Genomic DNA, 19988 nt, shown 5'->3' with positions numbered 1-19988 from the left:
CGGCCAGGAACTGGCCAGGCAGCGGGGCCTTATCCTCGTCGACACCAAGTACGAATTCGGCACGGACAGGGAAGGCAATATCGTCCTCGCCGACGAGATCCATACGCCGGACAGCAGCCGCTACTGGATCGCCGAGAGCTACGAAGAAGCCTTCCGGAACGGCACGCGCCCGAAAAGTTTCGACAAGGATTTCATCCGCGCCTGGGTGGTCGAGCGCTGCGACCCATATAAGGACGAGATCCCCCCGATCCCGGCGGAGCTGGTCGAGGACACTGCGAAAGTCTATCGCACCGCCTACGAAACGATCACCGGAGAGGTTTTCGTCCCCGACACCAGCGGCACGACCGTGCTCGATCGCATCCGCGGAAACCTGAAGCCCTATTTCAGCGCGCGTTGAACGGCCGTCCGAAAGCCGTCCGGCAGTTTTTGAAGAGGTGAGAGTGCGAAGACCCAGGCGCAAGGCTGAAGAGACGCGGGAGGATATCCTCGCTACGGCGGAAACCCTGTTCCGCGAGCGGGGCATCGCCAAGTGCTCGATCGCCGATGTCGCCCATGCGCTGCAGATGTCGCCCGCCAACGTCTTCAAGCATTTCCACTCCAAGGCGGCGCTGGCGGACGCCATCTGCGACCGGCATATCAGCCGCATGATCGGCCGGTTCGGGACGCTTGACGAACCGGCGCCGGCGCCCGAGCGGCTTGCGATCGTCGTTCGCAGGCTCATGGAGGCACATCTTCAGGACATTCGCGAAAACCCCTTCCTGTTCGAAATGATCTTCCTGATGTCCGAAGCCGATCTGCCGAGCGGACGGCACTACAAGGCCTTGATCGAAGACCTGTTCTTCGATCTCATCCGCCAGGGCGTCGAGAGCGGCGCCTACAAATGCGCCGAACCCCACGCGGTCAGCCGGCATGTGGCCGCCGCCTTCGCGAGCGTGCTGCATCCCGTCATTCTGGCCAAGTCCGACGAAGCCGAGCTCTACGACCGGTGCGAAGGTCTTGCCAGGCTTGTGAATGCTGCGCTGCAAAATCCTCTTGTAAAGTGACGATTTTTAACTTACGTCACTTTCCCGCAATGGAACGCTGGTTGGATCGTCTTTCGGCCACCACTGGTCTGACCGCTTAAGACGGGTTAACTTCCCCGACCTCCGCCCCGGCATATCGTCTGCCGTGGCAACTGCCCGAACGCTTTGCCTTGGATGACGCCATGACCGCACGCAAATTGATCCTTCCCCTGCTTCTTTCCGCGCTGCTCGCGGCTTGCAGCGATTCGGGCCAGCAGACCGCCGAAGGCGGCGGCGCGCCGCAGCGCCCGCCTCAGCCGGTCAGCGTCGTCGCCATGAAGAAATCCGTGCAGCCGATCACCGCCGTCCTGCCTGGCCGCGCTTCCGCCTTCCAGATCGCCGACATCCGGCCGCGGGTGACGGGAGAGATAAAGGAGATCGCCTTCAAGCAGGGCAGCGAGGTCAAGGCCGGCGATCTTCTCTACAAGATCGAGGACAGCACCTATGCGGCCGAGGTTGCGCAGGCGCGCGCCAGCGTTTCCAAGGCGGAAGCGAGCATTCCGAGCGCCCAGGCCAACCTTTCCCGCTACGAGCGGCTGGTCAACAGCGGCGCGACGCAGATCGAATACGAGAACGCGCGCGTGACGCTGCTTCAGGCCGAGGCCGATGTCGAACAGTCGAAGGCCGCGCTCCAGGCCGCCGAGATCAATCTCGGCCTCACGGAAATCCGCGCACCCTTCGACGGCGTTACCGCGATTTCCAATGTCAGCATCGGCAATATCGTCACGGCCAATCAGACGACCGCTCTGACGACGCTCCGCCAGCTGGATCCGATCTATATCGATCTGATCGATTCGAGCACCAATCTTCTGGAACTGCGCTCCGCCATGGCTTCGGGCCGGCTGAGCGGCGACCCGCGCAAGGCGGACATACGCCTCACCCTGGAAGACGGGACGGAATATTCCCACACGGGCAAGCTGGATATGTCGGAAATGGCGGTCAGCGAAACCACCGGCACCTACCAGATCCGCGCGCAGTTCGACAATCCCGATAACATAATCCTGCCGGGCATGTATGTGCGTGCGACGGTCACGCTCGGCAACGAGAATGGCTACCTCATCCCGCAGCGGGCCGCGACCCGCAACGCCCGCGGCGAGCTTTCCGCCAAGTTCGTGACCGCCGACAGCAAGGTCGAGACCCGTATTTTCCCCACCAGCAATGTTTCCGGCAACAATTGGCTCGTCACGGAAGGAGTTGCCGATGGCGACCGGTTGATCGTCGACGGCTTCCAGTGGATCGCCGATGGCGCCGCCGTCCAGCCGGTCGAGGCGACGGTCGACGATCAGGGCTTTGTCGTCGAAGCGGCAAAGCCTGCAGCCGCCCAGCCTTGAGCCAGCGTTGAGAATGACAGCAGAACCGGCAACGACGAACGCCGCAAGGAACAATTGAATGGCCAACTTCTTCATCCGGCGACCGGTCTTCGCCTGGGTCATCGCGATCGTTATCATGCTGGGAGGCGCGCTTGCCATCGCGACCCTGTCCATTTCGCAATACCCTGAGATCGCCCCGACAACGGTTCGCATTTCCGCGTCCTACAACGGCGCGAGCGCCGAAACGGTCGAGAAATCGGTAACGAGCATCATTGAGGACGGCATGACCGGGCTCGATGACCTGACTTACATGACCTCTTCGTCGTCGACGGGACGTTCCGAAGTGAGCTTGACCTTCGGCAACAGCATCCTGCCGGACATCGCCCAGGTTCAGGTGCAGAACAAGCTGCAGCTTGTGCAGTCCCAGCTGCCGGACGTGGTCCAGCAGGCGGGCATTCAGGTGGCGCGCTCCACCTCCAGCATCCTGATGGTCGGCGCGCTCGTTTCCACGGACGGCAAACGCAGCTCGGTGGATCTCGGCGACGTCTTCGCCACGCAGATCGAAGACCAGGTGAAGCGGCTCGAAGGCGTCGGCAGCATCGATATCTTCGGCTCCGGCTATGCCATGCGCGTCTGGCTCGATCCCTTCAAACTGCAGAAGTACCAGCTGACCGCAGCCGACGTGACCTCCGCCATTGAGGCGCAGAACACGCAGGTGTCGGTCGGCGCCCTCGGAGGCCTTCCGGCGACGGAAGGCCAGCAGCTGACCGTCACCATGACGGCGCAGAGCCAGTTGACCACGGTCGACGAGTTCGAGCGGATCATCCTGAAGGTCGAGCAGGACGGCGCTACCGTACGCCTGAGCGATGTCGCCCGTGTCGAGATCGGCCAGGAGTCCTATGGCGGAAGCTCGCGCCAGAACGGCCTTCCCTCCACCGGTTTTGCCGTCAACCTGGCAACCGGCGCGAATGCTCTCGATACGGCTGCCCGCGTGAAGGCGCAGCTGGCTGAGCTTGCCCCCAATCTCCCTGACGGCGTGGAAATCACCTATCCCTATGACACTACGCCATTTGTTCAGCTTTCCATCGAAAAGGTCGTCCATACACTGATCGAGGCCATCATCCTCGTCTTCGTTGTGCTTTTGATCTTCCTGCAGAACCTCAGGGCAACATTCATTCCGATGATCGCGGTGCCGGTGGTGCTGCTCGGCACCTTCGGCATCCTGGCGATCACCGGCTATTCGATCAACACGCTCACCATGTTCGCCATGGTTCTGGCGATCGGCCTGCTGGTCGACGACGCCATCGTCGTGGTCGAAAACGTCGAGCGCATCATGGACGAGGAGGGCCTGGGCCCTCTCGAAGCGACCGAAAAATCCATGGGCGAGATCACCGGCGCGATCATCGGCATCGCGCTCGTATTGACCGCCGTCTTCATTCCGATGGCTTTCTTCGGCGGTTCGACAGGCGTCATCTACCGCCAGTTCTCGGTTACCATCGTTTCGGCCATGCTCCTGTCGGCGCTGGTCGCCATCGTGCTGACGCCGGCGCTCTGCGCCACCATGCTGAAGCCGATCGATCATCACAAGAAGCGGCGCGGCATCGGCGCCTGGTTCAATCGCGGCTTCGACCGCACGACCAGGGGATACGTCTCTACGATCGGCTACCTGCTGAAGCGTCCGCTGCGGGTGATGTTGATGTTCGCTCTAGTCATCGGCGGCTGCGCCTGGTTCTTCACAAGGCTTCCGAGCTCCTTCCTGCCGCAGGAGGACCAGGGCGTCTTGCTGACCATTATCCAGACGCCCACGGGCTCCACCACCACGCGCACGGATGAGGTCGTCAAGAAGGTCGAGGCCTATTTCAAGGAGCAGGAGAAGGATAGCGTCGACACCGTGTTCGGCGTCCTCGGCTTCAGCTTCGGCGGCAGCGGGCAGAACAATGCGATCGTCTTCACGAAACTCAAGGACTTCGCGGAACGCACGAGGCCGGAACAATCGGCTGCGGCCGTCGTGCAGCGTGCCAGCGGCTACTTCTTCACGCTGCGCGATGCCCAGGTTTTCGCGCTGCTGCCGCCCGCCATCCAGGGCCTCGGCACGTCGAGCGGCTTCTCCATGTATCTCGTGGACAGCGGCAACAACGGCAATGACGCCCTGACGCAGGCATCGCAGCAGCTCATGCAGGCCGGCACGGGCAACCCGAACATCAGCTCGCTGCGCAGCAGCACCCAGCGTTCCGAAACCCAGTTGAAAATCCTGCTCGACCAGGAAAAGCTCGGTGCCATGGGCGTCGATCTGGCGTCGGTCAACTCGATGCTCGCCACCATCTTCGCCGGCCGCGACGTCAACGATTTCACGTTGAACAACGAGCTGAAACCGGTCTACGTCCAGGGCGATGCGGCCTATCGCATGCAACCGGACGACCTGAAGCACTGGTATGCGCGCAACAACCAAGGCGAAATGGTTCCCTTCTCGTCCTTCAGCACCGTCGAATGGATCAGCGGCACCCCGCAGCTCGCACGCTTCAACGGCACGAGCGCGATCCCGCTGGAAGGCGCGGCAGGTCCCGGCGTCAGCACCGGTCAGGCGATGGACGAAATGGAACGGCTGACGGCGCAACTGCCGGGCGGCTATTCGGTGGCCTGGCAGGGGATCTCCTATCAGGAACGGCTTTCAGGCTCGCAGGCGCCGATGCTCTATGCGCTGTCGGTGCTGATCGTCTTCCTCTGCCTGGCGGCGCTCTATGAAAGCTGGTCGATTCCCTTTTCGGTCATTCTGGCAGTCCCGGTCGGCGTGCTCGGCGCGCTCACCGCGGCGCATTTCTTCGGGCAGGAGAATGACGTCTACTTCAAGGTCGGTCTTCTGACGACGATCGGCCTGGCGGCGAAGAACGCGATCCTGATCGTGGAATTCGCCAAGGACCGTCAGGAGGGCGGAATGAGCATGATCGAGGCGACTTTGGAGGCGGCGCGGCTGCGTCTGAGGCCGATCGTCATGACCTCGCTCGCCTTCATTCTGGGCGTCGTCCCGCTGGCGATCGCCACCGGCGCCGGCTCCGCCGCCCAGAACGCGATCGGCATCGGGGTGCTGGGTGGTATGCTTTCTGCAACACTCCTCGGAATTTTCTTCGTTCCGTCCTTCTTTGTTGTCGTTAGACGGTTATCAAACCGTGAAAAAGCGTAGCATAAGGCATACGTTCGTTAACGTATTGGACGTTTAATGCCGTCAGGGGCCGCACGAATCGCTCCTGACGGTGCAAATCGGAAGCGGCATGAATGTCTGACTTCCACGCGTTGTAGGGCACCGGGACAGAAAAATGTTATTCATTCGTGTTGTCGCTCCTCTGACCACCGTACTCCTCCTCTCGGGCTGCGTTGTTGGCCCCAACCACACGCCGCCGGAAATCGCCCTTCCGGGCAAGTTTGCGGAAGCCGGCGCCACCAGCAATGGAGACGTGTCGCAGGTCGCCTGGTGGAAGGCCTTCAACGACAGCCGCCTGAACGGCTATGTTCAGCAGGGTCTGGGCCAGAACCTGGACGTGCTGCAGGCACTGGAGCGAATCAATCAGGCCCAGGCCTCCGTCGTCAGCGCCGGCGCCGGCTCCCTGCCGTCCCTCGATCTCGGCGGTTCGGCTGAACGGAGCGGCACCAAGGACATCGGAGGACCGCTCAGCCCGACATCGGCCAGCCCCCAGACGACGGTCAGCGGCAATCTGACTGCCTCCTGGTTCCTCGATCTTTTCGGGCTTTATCGCCGTTCCAAGGAATCGGCCCTCGCAAACCTCGATGCGGCCTATGCCAATGTCGACGTGGCGCGGCTGACGCTCCTGTCGCAGGTCGCTTCGTCCTATATCGATGTGCGGTATTATCAGGAACGGATCGCCATTGCCCGGCAGAACCTCGAATCACGCCGCGAAACGCTGAACCTCACGAAGCTGCAGCTCGAAGCGGGCGCCGCATCCAGGCTGGACGTCGTCCAGTCGGAAGGTCTCGTGAACTCGACGCTTGCGGAGCTGCCCGGCCTCGAGACCCAGTTCCGAACTGCCGCCCACCGCATCGCCACCCTTCTCGGCCTGCCGGCGTCGTCCCTCGTTCCCGAGCTTCAGAAGGGTGCGCGCCAGCCGGTCGCACGCTTCAACGCAAGGGCCGGCATTCCGGCGGACCTCATCCGCAACCGGCCCGACATCCGGGCTGCCGAACGCCAGCTCGCAGCCGCCGTTGCGCAGATCGGCGTCGCGGAAGCCCAGCTTTATCCGGCCATCACGCTCGGCGGCTCGATCACTCCGTCCTACACCAGGATTGCCGCAGGCGAGAGCGGCGTTCTCGGCTGGTCGTTCGGACCGGGTCTCAGCCTGCCCATTTTCGATGGCGGCGCGCTCCGTGCGAACCTGTCCAGCTCCGAGTCCGCGGCCCGCGAACAGTATCTCGCCTGGAAGCAGACGGTGCTGAACGCCGTCGAAGAGGTGGAAAACGCGCTTGCCGCCGTCGCCCGCGACCGCCGTACGGTCGAGGCCCTGCAGGCGACCGTAAGGTCCTACCAGGAAGCGCTGCAGCTCGCGACCGCGAGCTATCGCGACGGCGCGTCCTCGCTGCTCGACGTCCTCGATGCCCAGCGCCAGGTCTCGACCGCTCAGGCAAACCTGGCTCAGGCGGTGCAGCAGGTCGCCCAGGACTTTGTCGCCCTCAACGTGGCGATCGGCGGCGGCTACGGCTTCGGCCAGGTCGATGCCAAGGTCGCCGCGGCACTCGCCAAGAAATAAGTCCCGGCATCCGCCGGCAAGAAAAAACCTCCGGAGCCGCGGCTCCGGAGGCTTTTTTGTGTCAGCTTGAAGAAGCCGGAGAAATCAGTTCTTGGCGCGCTCGACGTAGGAATTGTCTTCCGTCGCGATGACAACCCGGGTGCCGGCATCGATATGCGGCGGCACCATGGTGCGGATGCCGTTGGAGAGGATGGCCGGCTTGTAGGAAGAGGATGCCGTCTGCCCTTTGACGACCGGTTCCGTCTCGACGATCTCGAGCGTCACATGGCGGGGCAGTTCGATCGCCAGCGGCACGCCTTCATGGATCGAGAGGATGCAGGTCATGCCTTCCTGCAGATAGGCCTTCTGATCGCCCATGGTATCGACATCGACCACGACCTGATCGTAGGTTTCCGGGTTCATGAAATGGAAGCCTTCGCCATCCTCGTAGAGATACTGGAAGTTCACGTCCTCGACGAAAGCGCGCTCCACCTGCTCGGTGGTCCGCCAGCGTTCCGACACCTTCACGCCATCGACGATGCGGCGCATGTCCACCTGGGTGACGGGCGTGCCCTTGCCCGGGTGGAAGTTCTGGGCAGTGAGAACGACATAGAGCTTGCCGTCGACTTCGAGGACATTGCCCTTGCGGACGGAAGAGGCGATGATCTTGACCATGATATTCCCTTGTGGTGCCGGCTTGTCACTGCCGAAAATGCATCGTAGAGGACCGGGCGATAACCGGCCCGAAGGACGGCCTTCGTGACCGAGTGTGTGTTTTCCGGGCGGAACTACCCTAAAACCGCGCGAAGTGGAAGCCTTGCCGGCAAGAACCGGCGAAGAAAGCCGCAAATGAGCCTGTCCCGAGCCGCTCCGTCCCGTTCGTCCTGGTGGACGCCGGAAAACCATGCGGACCGCCGGCCCTTCCTGATGGGCCGCAATGCGGTCCAGGCGGCGCTGCGCGGTTTCTTCACCCGCAACGATTTCATCGAGGTGGACACGGCGGCGCTGCAGGCCTCGCCGGGCAACGAGACGCATCTGCATGCCTTCGCGACGGAGGCGGTGGCGATCGACGGCACGAGAGCACCGCTCTATCTGCACACCTCGCCGGAATTCGCATGCAAGAAGCTGCTGGCGGCCGGCGAGACGCGCATCTTCACCTTCGCGCATGTCTACCGCAACCGGGAGCGCGGGCCGCTGCACCATCCGGAATTCACCATGCTGGAATGGTATCGCGCCGGCGAGAGTTACGGGCAGCTCATGACCGACTGCGCCGAGATGCTGGCGCTTGCGGCAGAGACCGCGAAGACGAAGCGCTTTGCCTTCCGCGACATGGAGATTGATCCGTTTGCAGAGCCGGAGCGCCTGACGCTCGCGGAAGCCTTCGACCGCTTCGCGGGCATCGATCTGCTGGCTTCCGTTGCCCCGGATGGCGGGACCGACCGCGATTTGCTGGCGGCGGGTCTGCAGCAATCCGGGATCCGGTTTGCCGCGGACGACACCTGGGCCGATCTTTTCAGCAAGGTTCTGGTGGAAAGGATCGAGCCCCATCTTGGCCGGGGCCGCGCGACGATCCTTTGCGAATACCCCGTTTCCGAAGCGGCCCTTGCCCGGCCTTCTGGCCGCGACCGACGCGTGGCGGAACGTTTCGAGCTCTATGCCTGCGGCGTCGAACTGGCCAACGCTTTCGGCGAGCTGACCGATGCCGGCGAACAGCGCCGCCGCTTCGAGCACGAGATGGCGGAAAAAGCGCGTATCTACGGCGAGCGCTATCCAATCGACGAGGATTTCCTCGACGCGCTTGCGGTCATGCCGGAGGCGAGCGGCGCCGCGCTCGGCTTCGACCGGCTCGCCATGCTGGCGACGGGCGCGACCCGTATCGACCAGGTGATGTGGGCGCCCGTCGCGGAGGTGTTCGAATGACGGCGGCCGCACGCTCGCTGAAAACGCCCGAGGATCTGGCATCGGCCGGGCTGATCGAGCCGGCGAGGCTCGACGGCATCCGCGCCGTGGCCGACCGCTATGCGATCGCGCTGACGCCGACGGTCGTCTCGCTGATCGACCGCGCCGATCCGGAAGACCCGATCGCGCGCCAGTTCGTGCCCGATCCGGGTGAGCTGCTGACCACGCCGGAGGAACGCCTCGACCCGATCGGCGACCATGCGCACAGCCCCGTCAAGGGAATCGTGCATCGTTATCCCGACCGGGTGCTGATGAAGGCGGTGCATGTCTGCCCGGTCTATTGCCGCTTCTGTTTCCGCCGCGAGATGGTCGGCCCCGAGGGCGACGGCACGCTTTCGCCGGACGAGCTTGCGGCCGCTCTCGGCTATATCCGCGAACACGCGGACGTCTGGGAAGTCATCCTCACCGGCGGTGACCCGCTGGTGCTGTCGCCGCGCCGGCTTTCCGCCATCATGCGCGGGCTTGCCGACATCCCGCATGTGAAGATCGTCCGCTTCCACACCCGCGTTCCTGTGGTCGAGCCGGATCGCGTGGACGAGGCGCTGATCGCCGCGTTGAGGGAGAGCCGCAAGGTGGTCTATGTAGCGCTGCACGCCAACCACCCGCGCGAACTGACCGAACCGGCTCGGGCCGCCTGCGCCCGGCTGATCGATGCCGGCTTTCCGATGGTCAGCCAGACGGTGTTGCTGAAGGGCGTCAACGACGATCCAATCGTGCTCGGCGAATTGATGAAAGCCTTCGTCGAGACGCGGATCAAGCCCTATTACCTGCATCATCCGGACCTCGCGCCCGGCACCGGCCACTTCCGGCTGGACATCGCCGAAGGCCAGAAGATCGTCTCGGCGCTGCGCGGCAATATTTCCGGCCTCTGCCAGCCGACCTACGTGCTGGATATTCCAGGCGGCCACGGCAAGGCGGTGATCGGCGAGAGCGCCGCGCGGCGCGAAGGCGGCTGTTATTCCGTCAGCGATTTCCACGGCGAAGAGCATATCTATCCTCCGAGATGACGAGCGCCGGCGTTCACGCGGCAGATTCTACCCGTGTTCTGGAGAGCCCACACGAATGCGGAACCTCATTGTATTTGTATAAAGCGGCTCCGCATTCGCGTGGCCTTCGGCGTTCTCTCGGGGCTTCCGGCCCCTACAGGTGATCATCTCGCCTCGCTGCGTGGCCTTTTCAGACCACTTGCACGGCTCAACCGAACCTGGCCTGGCGACCAGGGGGAGGCTTGATAGGAAAGCCCGTCTTTCGACGAACTCTCCATGGCTTTCACCTCTTCCATCTTCCCCGCACGTTACGGTTCCGATGGAAGCGCCGGCCCCCGCCTGCCCGCGAACGTCTCGCGAAACACTCCGGCGACGGAAGCAAGCGGATTGTAGGCATGGGTTCGGAGGGCGGGGATGAGAAAGAGGTTAAGTGGTTGATAAGACTTGAGTGGCCTTGAATTTTATCCATCAGTTCGGTGGATGCGGCCACACCCCCCTCTGCCCTGCCGGGCATCTCCCCCTCAAGGGGGGAGATCGGATGGGCACACCGGCTTCCCCAAACAAATAACAGCAAACTCCTACGAGCCGGTAGTTGGGCGGGAAGGTCATGCCGCTTGTGATCTCCCCACCTGTGGGGGAGATGTCCGGCAGGACAGAGGGGGGCGGAACGGTACGCCATTCATCCGCTCGCGGCTCGGCGCAGTCAGCCCCCGTCCGCAAGATAGCCCATCAATCCTCCCCGACCGGCATATAAAGATCGCCGCCGTCGCGATATTTGGCGGCCATGGCTTCCAGTCCTTCCTTCTGCGCCTCGGAACGGATGTCGTGCGAGATCCGCATCGAGCAGAATTTCGGCCCGCACATGGAGCAGAAATGCGCCACCTTGTGCGCCTCCTTCGGCAGCGTCTCGTCATGGAAGGAGCGCGCCGTTTCCGGGTCCAGCGACAGGTTGAACTGGTCTTCCCAGCGGAATTCGAACCGGGCGCGCGACAGCGCATCGTCCCGGATGCGCGCCGCCGGATGTCCCTTGGCGAGATCGGCGGCATGCGCTGCGATCTTGTAGGTGACGACGCCCGTCTTCACGTCGTCGCGGTCCGGCAGGCCCAGATGTTCCTTGGGCGTGACGTAGCAGAGCATGGCCGTGCCGAACCAGCCGATCATCGCCGCCCCGATGCCGGAGGTGATGTGGTCGTAACCGGGTGCGATGTCGGTCGTCAGCGGTCCGAGCGTGTAGAAGGGCGCCTCGCCGCAGGTCGCAAGCTGCTTGTCCATGTTCTCCTTGATCTTGTGCATCGGCACATGGCCGGGACCTTCGATCATCACCTGGCAGTCCTTCGCCCAGGCGATTTTCGTGAGCTCGCCAAGGGTTTCCAGTTCCGCGAACTGCGCCGCGTCGTTGGCGTCCGCGATCGAACCGGGGCGCAACCCGTCGCCGAGCGAGAAGGAGACGTCGTAAGCGCTGCAGATGTCGCAGATCTCCTCGAAGTGCTCGTAGAGAAAGCTCTCCCTGTGGTGATGCAGACACCACTTGGCCATGATGGAGCCGCCGCGCGACACGATGCCGGTGACGCGGTTGACGGTGAGCGGGATATAAGCGAGCCGCACGCCCGCATGGATGGTGAAATAGTCGACGCCCTGTTCCGCCTGCTCGATGAGCGTGTCGCGATAGACCTCCCAGGTGAGGTCCTCGGCTATGCCGTTCACCTTTTCGAGCGCCTGGTAGAGCGGCACGGTGCCGATCGGAACCGGCGAGTTGCGGATGATCCATTCGCGGATGTTGTGGATGTTGCGGCCGGTCGAGAGATCCATGACCGTATCGGCGCCCCAGCGGATCGCCCAGACCATCTTCTCCACCTCTTCCGCCATGGACGAGGTCACGGCCGAATTGCCGATATTGGCATTGATCTTCACCAGGAAATTCCGGCCGATGATCATCGGTTCGGATTCGGGATGGTTGATGTTGGCGGGGATGATCGCCCGACCCTCGGCGACTTCGCGGCGCACGAATTCCGGCGTCACGAAATCCGGAATATGCGCGCCGAAGCTTTCGCCATCCCTTGCCAGGGCTTCCTTGGCCGCTTGCCGGCCGAGATTCTCGCGAATGGCGATGAATTCCATCTCCGGCGTGACGATGCCGGCGCGCGCATAGGCGAGCTGGGTGACGGCTTTTCCGCTCTTTGCCTTGAGCGGTGCATTGCGAAGCGGAAATTCCGGCGTCAGGCGGTCGCCGGTGGCAAACCCGTTGTCTTCCGGCTTTACGATGCGGCCTTCATAGGATTCCACGTCGCCGCGTGCGCGAATCCAGCGCTCGCGAAGCCGCGGCAGGCCGGATTCGATCGCCGGCGTGTGAGCGGGATCGGTATAGGGACCGGAAGAATCATAGACGGTCACCGGCGGTTCGCCAGCCGTCGGATGCAGGGCGATCTCGCGCATCGGCACCCGGATATCCGGATGCATGGTGCCGGGCTTGAAGACTTTCGTGGAGGCCGGAAGCGGGCCGGTGGTGACGACCGGGGTGAGCTTGGGTGGGACAATATTCATGGTCGAGGCTCCAAGGTTTGACGTTTGGAGACCCAGTTCCAGTGTTGGAATGATGGAAAAGCGCCTGAGCGGATGAAACGGGAATCCCGCCATTGCCGTGAGCGCTCGCACCGTCCCTACGCCAGTATGAACTGGATCAGGTTCAACGGGTCACTGCGCCGCAATCGGCAAAGCCTGAATTGCCCAGCAGTATCTCAGCCCCTTGCCGGGACCCCCCTGGTGAATACCGGCATCAAAAACCCCGGCGCCTTCGCTGTCAAGCCGGCCTCTTTGCGGCCGGTCGCTCGAATTTGAACGAATCCCGCAGCCCTAATTTCATTACGTTTCTTACCGGAATCTTATGCTTTCCGGCCTAAACATGCACCCAGCGATGAACGCAACACCATCCGGGGGATGTCTGATGAACGAGACCATTCGCGAATTGCTGACACGGGTTGGCGGCCTCCCCGTCGCCGTGAGCGAGCTTGAGAACGGCGGCGACCTTTATGCGGCGGGCCTTTCTTCGTTCGCATCCGTGCAGCTCATGCTGGCGATCGAAGAGGCCTTCGATATCGAGTTTCCCGACAATCTCCTGAATCGCAAGTCTTTCGCCAGCATCTCGGCGATCGAAGAGACCGTATCCCGGATCCTGAAAGCCCGCGAGGCCGCGTGATGAGCCTCGCCGCCGTCGCAACCGATATGAGCCTTGGCGCACGCGCCCATCGTGTTGCGATGGTGGCCGCCGAATTCGCCGACCGCGTCGATCAGGAAGGCCGCTTCCCGCGCGAGGCGGTCGAGGCCCTGAAGGCCGAGCGGCTGCTGGGCATCCAGATTCCCTCTGCCTTTGGCGGCGAAGGCGCAACGACGCAGGAAATCGCCGAAGTCTGCTCCATTCTGGGCCAGGCCTGCGCCGCGAGCGCCATGGTCTTCGCCATGCACCAGATCAAGGTTTCCAGCCTTGTCGAGCACGGAACGGAAAGCGCCTGGCATAAGGATTTCATGCGCGAGCTCGCCGCCCGGCAGCTTCTGGTCGCCTCGGCGACGACGGAAGCCGGCATCGGCGGCAACATGCGCAACTCCATCTGCGCGATCGAAATCGACGGCGACATCTGCCGGCTGACGAAGGACGCGACCGTCATCTCCTACGGCGCCCATGCCGATGCGATCATGGTCACTTCGCGCAGCCACGAGAAGGCCGCTTCGGGCGACCAGGTCATGACCGTTTTCAGGAAGGGTCAGTACACGCTCCAGAAGACGGTCGACTGGGATACGCTCGGCATGCGCGGCACCTGCTCCGACGGCTTCCTGTTCAAGGGCGAAGCGCCGGCGGTCCAGGTATTCCCGAAGCCTTTCGCCGAGATCGCCGCGCAATCCATGCTCGCGACCTCGCATCTCCTCTGGAGCGCGGTGTGGTACGGCATCGCCGCCGACGCGGTCCTTCGCGCCCAGGCCTTCGTGCGCGCCGCCGCCCGCAAGGCGAACGGCGCCCAGCCGCCCGGCGCCGTCAGGCTGGCTGAAGCCTCGAACCTGCTGCAGCTCCTGAAGGCCAACATCCTTTCCGGCCTGAAGGTCTATGCGGATGCCAAGGCCGACCCGGACCAGCTCTCCTCGATGGCGTTTTCGATCGCCATGAACAACGTCAAGCTCGCCTCTTCCGAGACGATCCTGACGATCATCAACCAGGCTATGATCATCTGCGGCATCATGGGCTACAAGAACGGCACGCCCTACAGCCTCGGCCGGCACCTGCGCGATGCCCATTCCGCCCAGCTGATGATCTCCAACGACCGCATCCTCGGCAACACGTCGACCATGCTGCTCGTGCAGAAACCGGACACCAGCCTGCTCGGCTGACGCCCACCCGTCAAATGAATTGCCCTCAAGCGAATTGGATGAGGTGAAGCCATGGATATGCAAGTTTCCTTTCTCGACCGCCTGTTCGATGCGGGCCTTCTGATCGAGACCGGCGTCGACGGGCTCTATGGCCGCAGCGGCCAGTTCGAGGACGTGATCGCCGCCTTCGAACGGCTGATCGACAAGGTCGGCGGCGCCGATGGGGCGGAAGCCATGCGTTTTCCGCCCGGCATGAACCGCGAATTCTTCGAGACGAGCGGCTATATGAAGAGCTTCCCCCAGCTCGCCGGCACCGTGCATTCCTTCTGCGGCAGCGAGCTCGACCACATGAGCCTCCTGAAATGCATGGAGGTCGGCGACGACTGGACCAAGGACCAGCAGGCGACCGACATCGTGCTGACGCCGGCCGCCTGCTATCCGCTCTACCCGACGGTGGCGCGCCGCGGCAGGCTGCCGAAGACGGGCGGCCTCTACGACCTGCAGAGCTACTGCTTCCGCCATGAGCCCTCCAAGGACCCGGCCCGCCAGCAATTGTTCCGCATGCGCGAATACGTCTGCATGGGCACCGAGCAGCATGTCACCGATTTCCGCCAGCGCTGGATGGATCGCGGCGTCGAGATGATGAAGTCGGTCGGCCTCGACGTGACGATCGATGTCGCCAACGACCCCTTCTTCGGCCGGGCGGGAAAGATGCTCGCCAACAACCAGCGGGACCAGAACCTGAAGTTCGAGCTCCTGATCCCCATCACCTCGACCGCCAAGCCGACCGCCTGCATGAGCTTCAACTACCATCAGGATGCATTCGGCACGAAATGGGGCCTCTACCTGGAGGACGGTTCGACGGCGCACACCGCCTGCGTCGGGTTCGGCCTGGAGCGCATCGCGCTAGCCCTCTTCCACACGCACGGCCTCGACGTGAAGACATGGCCCGAGAACGTGCGCGCCGTCCTGTGGGGCTGACGCCATGACGGCCGTCTTTCCCGCTCTCGATCCGGCAGGCTACAAGCCGCATGCGCTGCATGCGGCCGAGCGCATGTGGCCGGAGACGAACTGCTACGTCGATCTCTGGATCGAAGTGCTTTCGGCCCAAGGCCTGCCGCCGGAGGCCATGCTCGGCTTCACGCTGACCCAGGATTTCGAAGGCGACCAGTTCACCTTCTTCAAGGTGCCGCTGGAGGACCTCGAAGCGCTTTACGGCATTCGCGTGACGGAGCTGGCGATCTTCGACCGGCCGGAACGGCATGTGACGGAGCAGATCGCCCGCGGCCGGCTGACGCTGATGGAACTCGACAGCTATTACCTGCCGGACACACGCGGTGTCACCTACCGCCAGGAGCACGGCAAGACGACGGTGGCGATCAACCGGCTCGATCTCCAGGACCGCACGCTGAACTACTTCCACAACGGCGGCTTCTTCCATCTGTCCGGCGAGGATTTCGACGGGCTGTTCCAGATGAATGCCGCTCCGGACGCGCTGCCCTTCCTGCCCTATACGGAATTCGCGAAATTCCCGGCCACCCATCCGGACGCCCGCGGGATCCGCGAGACGGCGTGGAGGCTGCTGCGACACCATTTTTCCCGGCGGCCCCGGGAAAACCCGATCCGCGCTTTCGCCGAAGTCTTTCCGGCACAGGTGCAACACGTGGCGGAGCGCGATTTCGGCTTCTTCCACAAATACGCCTTCAACACGCTGCGGCAGGTCGGCGCGAATTTCGAGCTTCTGGCGAGCCATCTCGCGTGGCTGAACGGCCAAGCCTTTGCGCAAGCGGAGAAACAGGCCCTGAAGATCTCGGAAGTGGCGAAGTCCACGCAATTCCAGCTTGCCCGCGCCGTCACCCGCAAGAAGTTCGAACCGCTGGCGGCCGCGCTCGACCCGGCCGCCGAAGCCTGGGACGTGCTGATGGCCGACCTGGCGCTGGCGGCCGCCGAGAACCGCGAGGCAGCGTGAGCGATCTTTCGGTCATCGGTGCCGAAGCCGGCCTTCTCGACGAAGGCTGGTCGCTGGTCTTGACCGAGCCGGGCGCTTGCGCGCTGCCCGGCGACCTCCCTTCGATGCTCGAAAGCATTCCGGCCATCGTGCCGGGAACGGTGGCGGCCGCACTCGAAGCCGCCGGCCGTTTCGGCCGCGATCATCCCGAACCGCTCACCGGCAAGGATGTCTGGTATCGCCGCTCGCTGGCCGGCGAGGCACCGGGGCCGGCAATCCTCCGTCTGGCCGGCCTTGCGACGATCTCCGAGGTCTTTCTCGACAACAGACTGGTTCTCACGTCCGGGAGCATGTTCGAAAGCCATGATGTGCCGGTGGATCTCGCCGGCGGCGAGACGCTGTCGATCTGCTTCCGGGCGCTGGAACCGCATCTGGAAAAGACGGGCCCACGTGCCCGCTGGCGGCCGCGATTGATGAGCCGCCAGGGCCTGCGCCTCATCCGCACGACGGCGCTCGGCTTCATGCCCGGCTGGTGTCCCGAAATCCATGCAGCCGGGCCGTGGCGGCCGGTTTCATTGGTCAGGCCGGGAAAAAACAGGATTTTCGATCTTTCCGTCTTTGCCGGATTGGCGAATGAGGAAGGTATCGTCAGGGTCAGCTTTGCTTACGAAGGCCCGGGCAGAAACCTCAGTCTTGCCTGCGACGAACGTGAAGCAGCGTTTACCTGTATCGAAGGACGGTATTTTGCCGAATTGCATGTCCCCGACGTAAAGCCCTGGTGGCCGCACACCCATGGCGAGCCGGCGCTTTATGACGTGGCACTTCGGATCGACGGCGAAGAGCTTCCGCTCGCCCGTACCGGCTTCCGGAGCATCGCGGTCGATCGCGGCGCCGATGGCAACGACTTCGCCGTGATCGTCAACGGCGAGAAGATCTTCTGCCGCGGCGCGGTCTGGACTTCCGCCGATGTCGGGACGCTGCCGGGCAACCGGGCAGCCTACGAACCGTGGCTGAAGCTCGCGAAAGAAGCGGGCATGAACGTGATCCGCATTCCCGGCATCGCGGCTTATGAGAGCCCTGAATTCTTCGCGCTTTGCGACGAGCTCGGCCTGATGGTCTGGCAGGACTTCATGTTCGCCAATTTCGATTATCCGGCCGCCGATCCGGATTTCGTGATTCACGTGAAAAAGGAAGCTGCGCAATTCCTGTCGGCGACGCAAGCCTCCCCTTCGCTCACCGTCCTTTGCGGCGGCAGCGAGATCTGGCAGCAGGGCGCCATGCTGGGCCTGCCGGAGCGCATCTGGAAAGTCCCGCTCTGCGGGGAAATCCTCGCGGAGCTCTCCGCCGAACATCGGCCGGACCTGCCCTATGTGGTGAATTCGCCTTCCGGCGGCGCGCTGCCCTTCTATCCCAATGCCGGCGTCGCGCATTATTACGGCGTCGGCGCCTACAAGCGCCCGCTTGAGGATGCCCGCCGGGCGAATGTGCGCTTTGCGGCCGAGTGCCTCGCCTTCTCCAACCTCTCGGGCAGCGAGACGCTTGGCCGCGGCAAGGCCGGCATTCCGCGCGATGCCGGCGCCGACTGGGATTTCGAGGACGTGCGCGACCATTATCTGGGCATGCTCTACGATGTCGATCCGCAGGAGCTCTGCCGGACCGATTTCGAACGCTATCTCGCGCTCTCGCGCGCCGTCACCGGCGAGGTGATGGAAGCGACATTTGCGGAATGGCGCCGGCCGGGCTCGACCTGCAACGGCGCACTCGTCTTCACCTTCCAGGACGTGATGCCCGGCCCGGGCTGGGGTGTGATTGGCGGGGACGGACAACCGAAACCCGCCTGGCATGCGCTGAGACGCGCCTTCCGGCCGGTGCAGGTCATGTTCGCCGACGAAGGCACAAACGGCCTAGACGTCCATCTGCTTAACGAGACCGCTGCCGAGATCCCGGTCGCGCTGGAAGTCGCCTGCCTGCGTGACGGAAAGCTGCCGGTGGTCTCCGGGCGGCGGGAGCTGACGCTCGGCTCCCGCCGCAGCGAGAGCATCGCCTGCACCGACCTGTTCGGCGCCTTCTTCGATACCAATTATGCCTATCGCTTCGGTCCACCCTCGCATGACGTGACGGTGGCCCGGCTGCGGCATGCGGAAACGGGCGAGCCGATTGCCGAAGCCTTTCATTTCCCGCTCGGCCGCGCAAAAGCCATGTACCCGGCGGAGATCACCGCATATCTGACCGAGGATCAGGGGAAATTCTGGCTGGAGCTCTCGGCCGACCTCTTCGCCCAGTCGGTCAACGTCGACGCGGCCGGCTATCGCCCCGGCGACAACTGGTTCCATCTGGCCCCCGGAAAGCCGAAACGGTTGCGCCTCGACCCGTTGCCCGGCAATGCCGGCCGGCCGAGCGGCGCGATCCGCACACCTAATAGCGATCGCATCGCGCGTTTCTGAGAACCCACTTCGTGAGGGGTAAGCGAAAGGCGATCCACCGGATGGGCTCAGGCGACGGCGATGCGCAGCCGGACGCCGCAAAAGGAACGGAGTTTTGGCCCGCGAGCTTTAAGCTCCCCGAGAAAAGGAAGCGAAAGCGAACGGCAGGCTGTACACATTTCGAGAACCGGAATCGAACAAATGCGGCATTTTTCCTTTTCTCTTCGGACTGGATATTGTCCGGCGCCAATTTTATGTATACACGCAATAGCCACCGACGTGGAGGAGGGAGATTTTAGATGAAGAACTATGTGCTGACGGTATCCTGCAAGACGACGCGCGGCATCGTGGCTGCGATTTCCGGCTTCCTGGCCGAGAACGGTTGCAACATCATCGACAGTTCGCAGTTCGACGATCTCGATACCGGCAAGTTCTTCATGCGCGTCAGCTTCCTGTCCGAGGAAGGTGCGGAGCGTCCCGCACTTGTCGAGGGCTTTGCGCCGGTCGCCGAAAGGTTCGCCATGGACTGGGACATCTTCGACGCGGAAAACCGCATGAAGGTGCTGCTGATGGTCTCCCGCTTCGGCCATTGCCTCAACGACCTGCTCTACCGCTGGAAGATCGGCGCGCTGCCGATCGACATCGTCGGCGTCGTCTCCAACCATTTCGACTACCAGAAGCTCGTCGTCAACAACGACATTCCCTTCCACCACATCAAGGTGACGAAGGAGAACAAGCCGCAGGCCGAGGCCCAGCTGATGGAGATCGTCGAGGACACCGGCACGGAACTCATCGTGCTCGCCCGCTACATGCAGGTCCTGTCCGACCAGCTCTGCGCGAAAATGTCGGGTAGGATCATCAACATCCATCACTCGTTCCTGCCGAGCTTCAAGGGCGCCAATCCTTACAAGCAGGCCTACCAGCGCGGCGTGAAGCTGATCGGCGCGACGGCTCATTACGTCACGGCCGATCTCGACGAAGGTCCGATCATCGAGCAGGACACGGTGCGCATCACCCATGCGCAGTCGCCGGACGACTACGTCTCGCTCGGCCGTGACGTGGAGGCCCAGGTGCTGGCCCGCGCCATCCACGCGCATATCCACCACCGCACCTTCATCAACGGCAACCGCACCGTCGTCTTCCCTCCGAGCCCGGGCTCCTACGCCTCGGAACGCATGGGCTGAAACCCGGCCAAGCTTGGCCGAAAGCTCCTAT

The 19988-nt window shown here is 63.3% G+C and carries 15 protein-coding genes and 1 riboswitch (1 of these 16 cut by a window edge); of the genes, 13 read left to right on the top strand and 2 right to left on the bottom strand.

Going from position 1 to position 19988, the window contains the following annotated elements:
- The 5 genes from QTA58_RS09940 to QTA58_RS09920 form a co-directional block, all read left to right on the top strand.
- Positions 1–397, top strand: partial view of a phosphoribosylaminoimidazolesuccinocarboxamide synthase gene (locus QTA58_RS09940; RefSeq protein WP_289672644.1) — the 3' portion only. It extends 554 nt beyond the left edge of the window; the window shows 397 of its 951 coding nt (coding positions 555–951); the start codon falls outside the window, past its left edge; the stop codon is at positions 395–397.
- Between the two features lie 43 nt (positions 398–440).
- Complete coding sequence (locus QTA58_RS09935; protein ID WP_085421488.1) at positions 441–1043, top strand: TetR family transcriptional regulator; 603 nt, start codon at positions 441–443, stop codon at positions 1041–1043.
- A 161-nt stretch (positions 1044–1204) separates the two neighbouring features.
- A complete protein-coding gene (locus QTA58_RS09930) occupies positions 1205–2392 on the top strand; it encodes an efflux RND transporter periplasmic adaptor subunit (RefSeq protein WP_289672643.1) in 1188 nt (395 codons plus the stop codon).
- Between the two features lie 58 nt (positions 2393–2450).
- The gene (locus QTA58_RS09925; RefSeq protein ID WP_085421490.1) at positions 2451–5549 is read left to right on the top strand and encodes an efflux RND transporter permease subunit; all 3099 of its coding nucleotides are present in this window, start codon (positions 2451–2453) and stop codon (positions 5547–5549) included.
- A gap of 133 nt (positions 5550–5682) precedes the next feature.
- On the top strand, positions 5683–7125 hold the full coding sequence (locus QTA58_RS09920) for an efflux transporter outer membrane subunit (RefSeq protein WP_289672642.1): 1443 nt from the start codon (positions 5683–5685) through the stop codon (positions 7123–7125).
- Between the two features lie 84 nt (positions 7126–7209).
- Here the strand turns inward: QTA58_RS09920 and efp are convergent, their stop codons facing one another.
- Positions 7210–7779 carry an elongation factor P gene (gene efp, locus QTA58_RS09915; RefSeq protein ID WP_085421492.1) on the bottom strand — a complete coding sequence of 190 codons (570 nt, stop codon included), beginning with the start codon at positions 7777–7779 and terminating at the stop codon, positions 7210–7212.
- Positions 7780–7953: 174 nt separating this feature from the next.
- On the opposite strand from efp, the gene epmA reads away from it, so the two are divergent.
- Together epmA and QTA58_RS09905 are read left to right on the top strand one after the other, a co-directional pair.
- Entirely contained in the window at positions 7954–9024 is a 1071-nt protein-coding gene (gene epmA, locus QTA58_RS09910) for an EF-P lysine aminoacylase EpmA (RefSeq protein ID WP_289672641.1), read from the top strand.
- Positions 9021–10070, top strand: a complete 1050-nt coding sequence (locus QTA58_RS09905; protein WP_289672640.1) for a lysine-2,3-aminomutase-like protein — start codon at positions 9021–9023, stop codon at positions 10068–10070. Before epmA ends, QTA58_RS09905 begins: the two co-directional genes overlap by 4 nt.
- 708 nt (positions 10071–10778) lie before the next feature.
- Here the strand turns inward: QTA58_RS09905 and thiC are convergent.
- Positions 10779–12590: a phosphomethylpyrimidine synthase ThiC gene (thiC, locus tag QTA58_RS09900; protein WP_289672639.1), complete on the bottom strand. Its 1812-nt coding sequence runs from the start codon at positions 12588–12590 to the stop codon at positions 10779–10781.
- Positions 12591–12685: 95 nt separating this feature from the next.
- Positions 12686–12818: riboswitch (TPP riboswitch) on the bottom strand.
- A 172-nt stretch (positions 12819–12990) separates the two neighbouring features.
- Between thiC and QTA58_RS09895 the strand changes: the two genes are divergently transcribed.
- From QTA58_RS09895 to purU, 6 genes are all read left to right on the top strand, one after another.
- A complete protein-coding gene (locus QTA58_RS09895; RefSeq protein WP_289672638.1) occupies positions 12991–13242 on the top strand; it encodes an acyl carrier protein in 252 nt (83 codons plus the stop codon).
- Positions 13242–14423: an acyl-CoA dehydrogenase family protein gene (locus QTA58_RS09890; protein WP_289672637.1), complete on the top strand. Its 1182-nt coding sequence runs from the start codon at positions 13242–13244 to the stop codon at positions 14421–14423. Before QTA58_RS09895 ends, QTA58_RS09890 begins: the two co-directional genes overlap by 1 nt.
- A 51-nt stretch (positions 14424–14474) precedes the next feature.
- Positions 14475–15383 carry an amino acid--[acyl-carrier-protein] ligase gene (locus tag QTA58_RS09885; RefSeq protein WP_289672636.1) on the top strand — a complete coding sequence of 303 codons (909 nt, stop codon included), beginning with the start codon at positions 14475–14477 and terminating at the stop codon, positions 15381–15383.
- Positions 15384–15387: 4 nt separating this feature from the next.
- A complete protein-coding gene (locus QTA58_RS09880; RefSeq protein WP_289672635.1) occupies positions 15388–16371 on the top strand; it encodes a DUF1839 family protein in 984 nt (327 codons plus the stop codon).
- Positions 16368–18794, top strand: coding sequence for a glycoside hydrolase family 2 protein (locus tag QTA58_RS09875; RefSeq protein WP_289672634.1), 2427 nt, complete (start codon positions 16368–16370; stop codon positions 18792–18794). The genes QTA58_RS09880 and QTA58_RS09875 overlap by 4 nt, the downstream gene beginning before the upstream one ends.
- Positions 18795–19072: 278 nt before the next feature.
- Positions 19073–19957, top strand: coding sequence for a formyltetrahydrofolate deformylase (gene purU, locus QTA58_RS09870; RefSeq protein ID WP_289672633.1), 885 nt, complete (start codon positions 19073–19075; stop codon positions 19955–19957).
- Positions 19958–19988 lie beyond the last annotated feature (31 nt).

Source organism: Neorhizobium sp. CSC1952 (genome assembly GCF_030378245.1).
Taxonomy (GTDB): Bacteria; Pseudomonadota; Alphaproteobacteria; order Rhizobiales; family Rhizobiaceae; genus Neorhizobium; species Neorhizobium oryzae_A.
The sequence above is the reverse complement of the archived record's forward strand: the minus strand, read 5'-3'. Positions and strand labels throughout refer to the sequence as shown.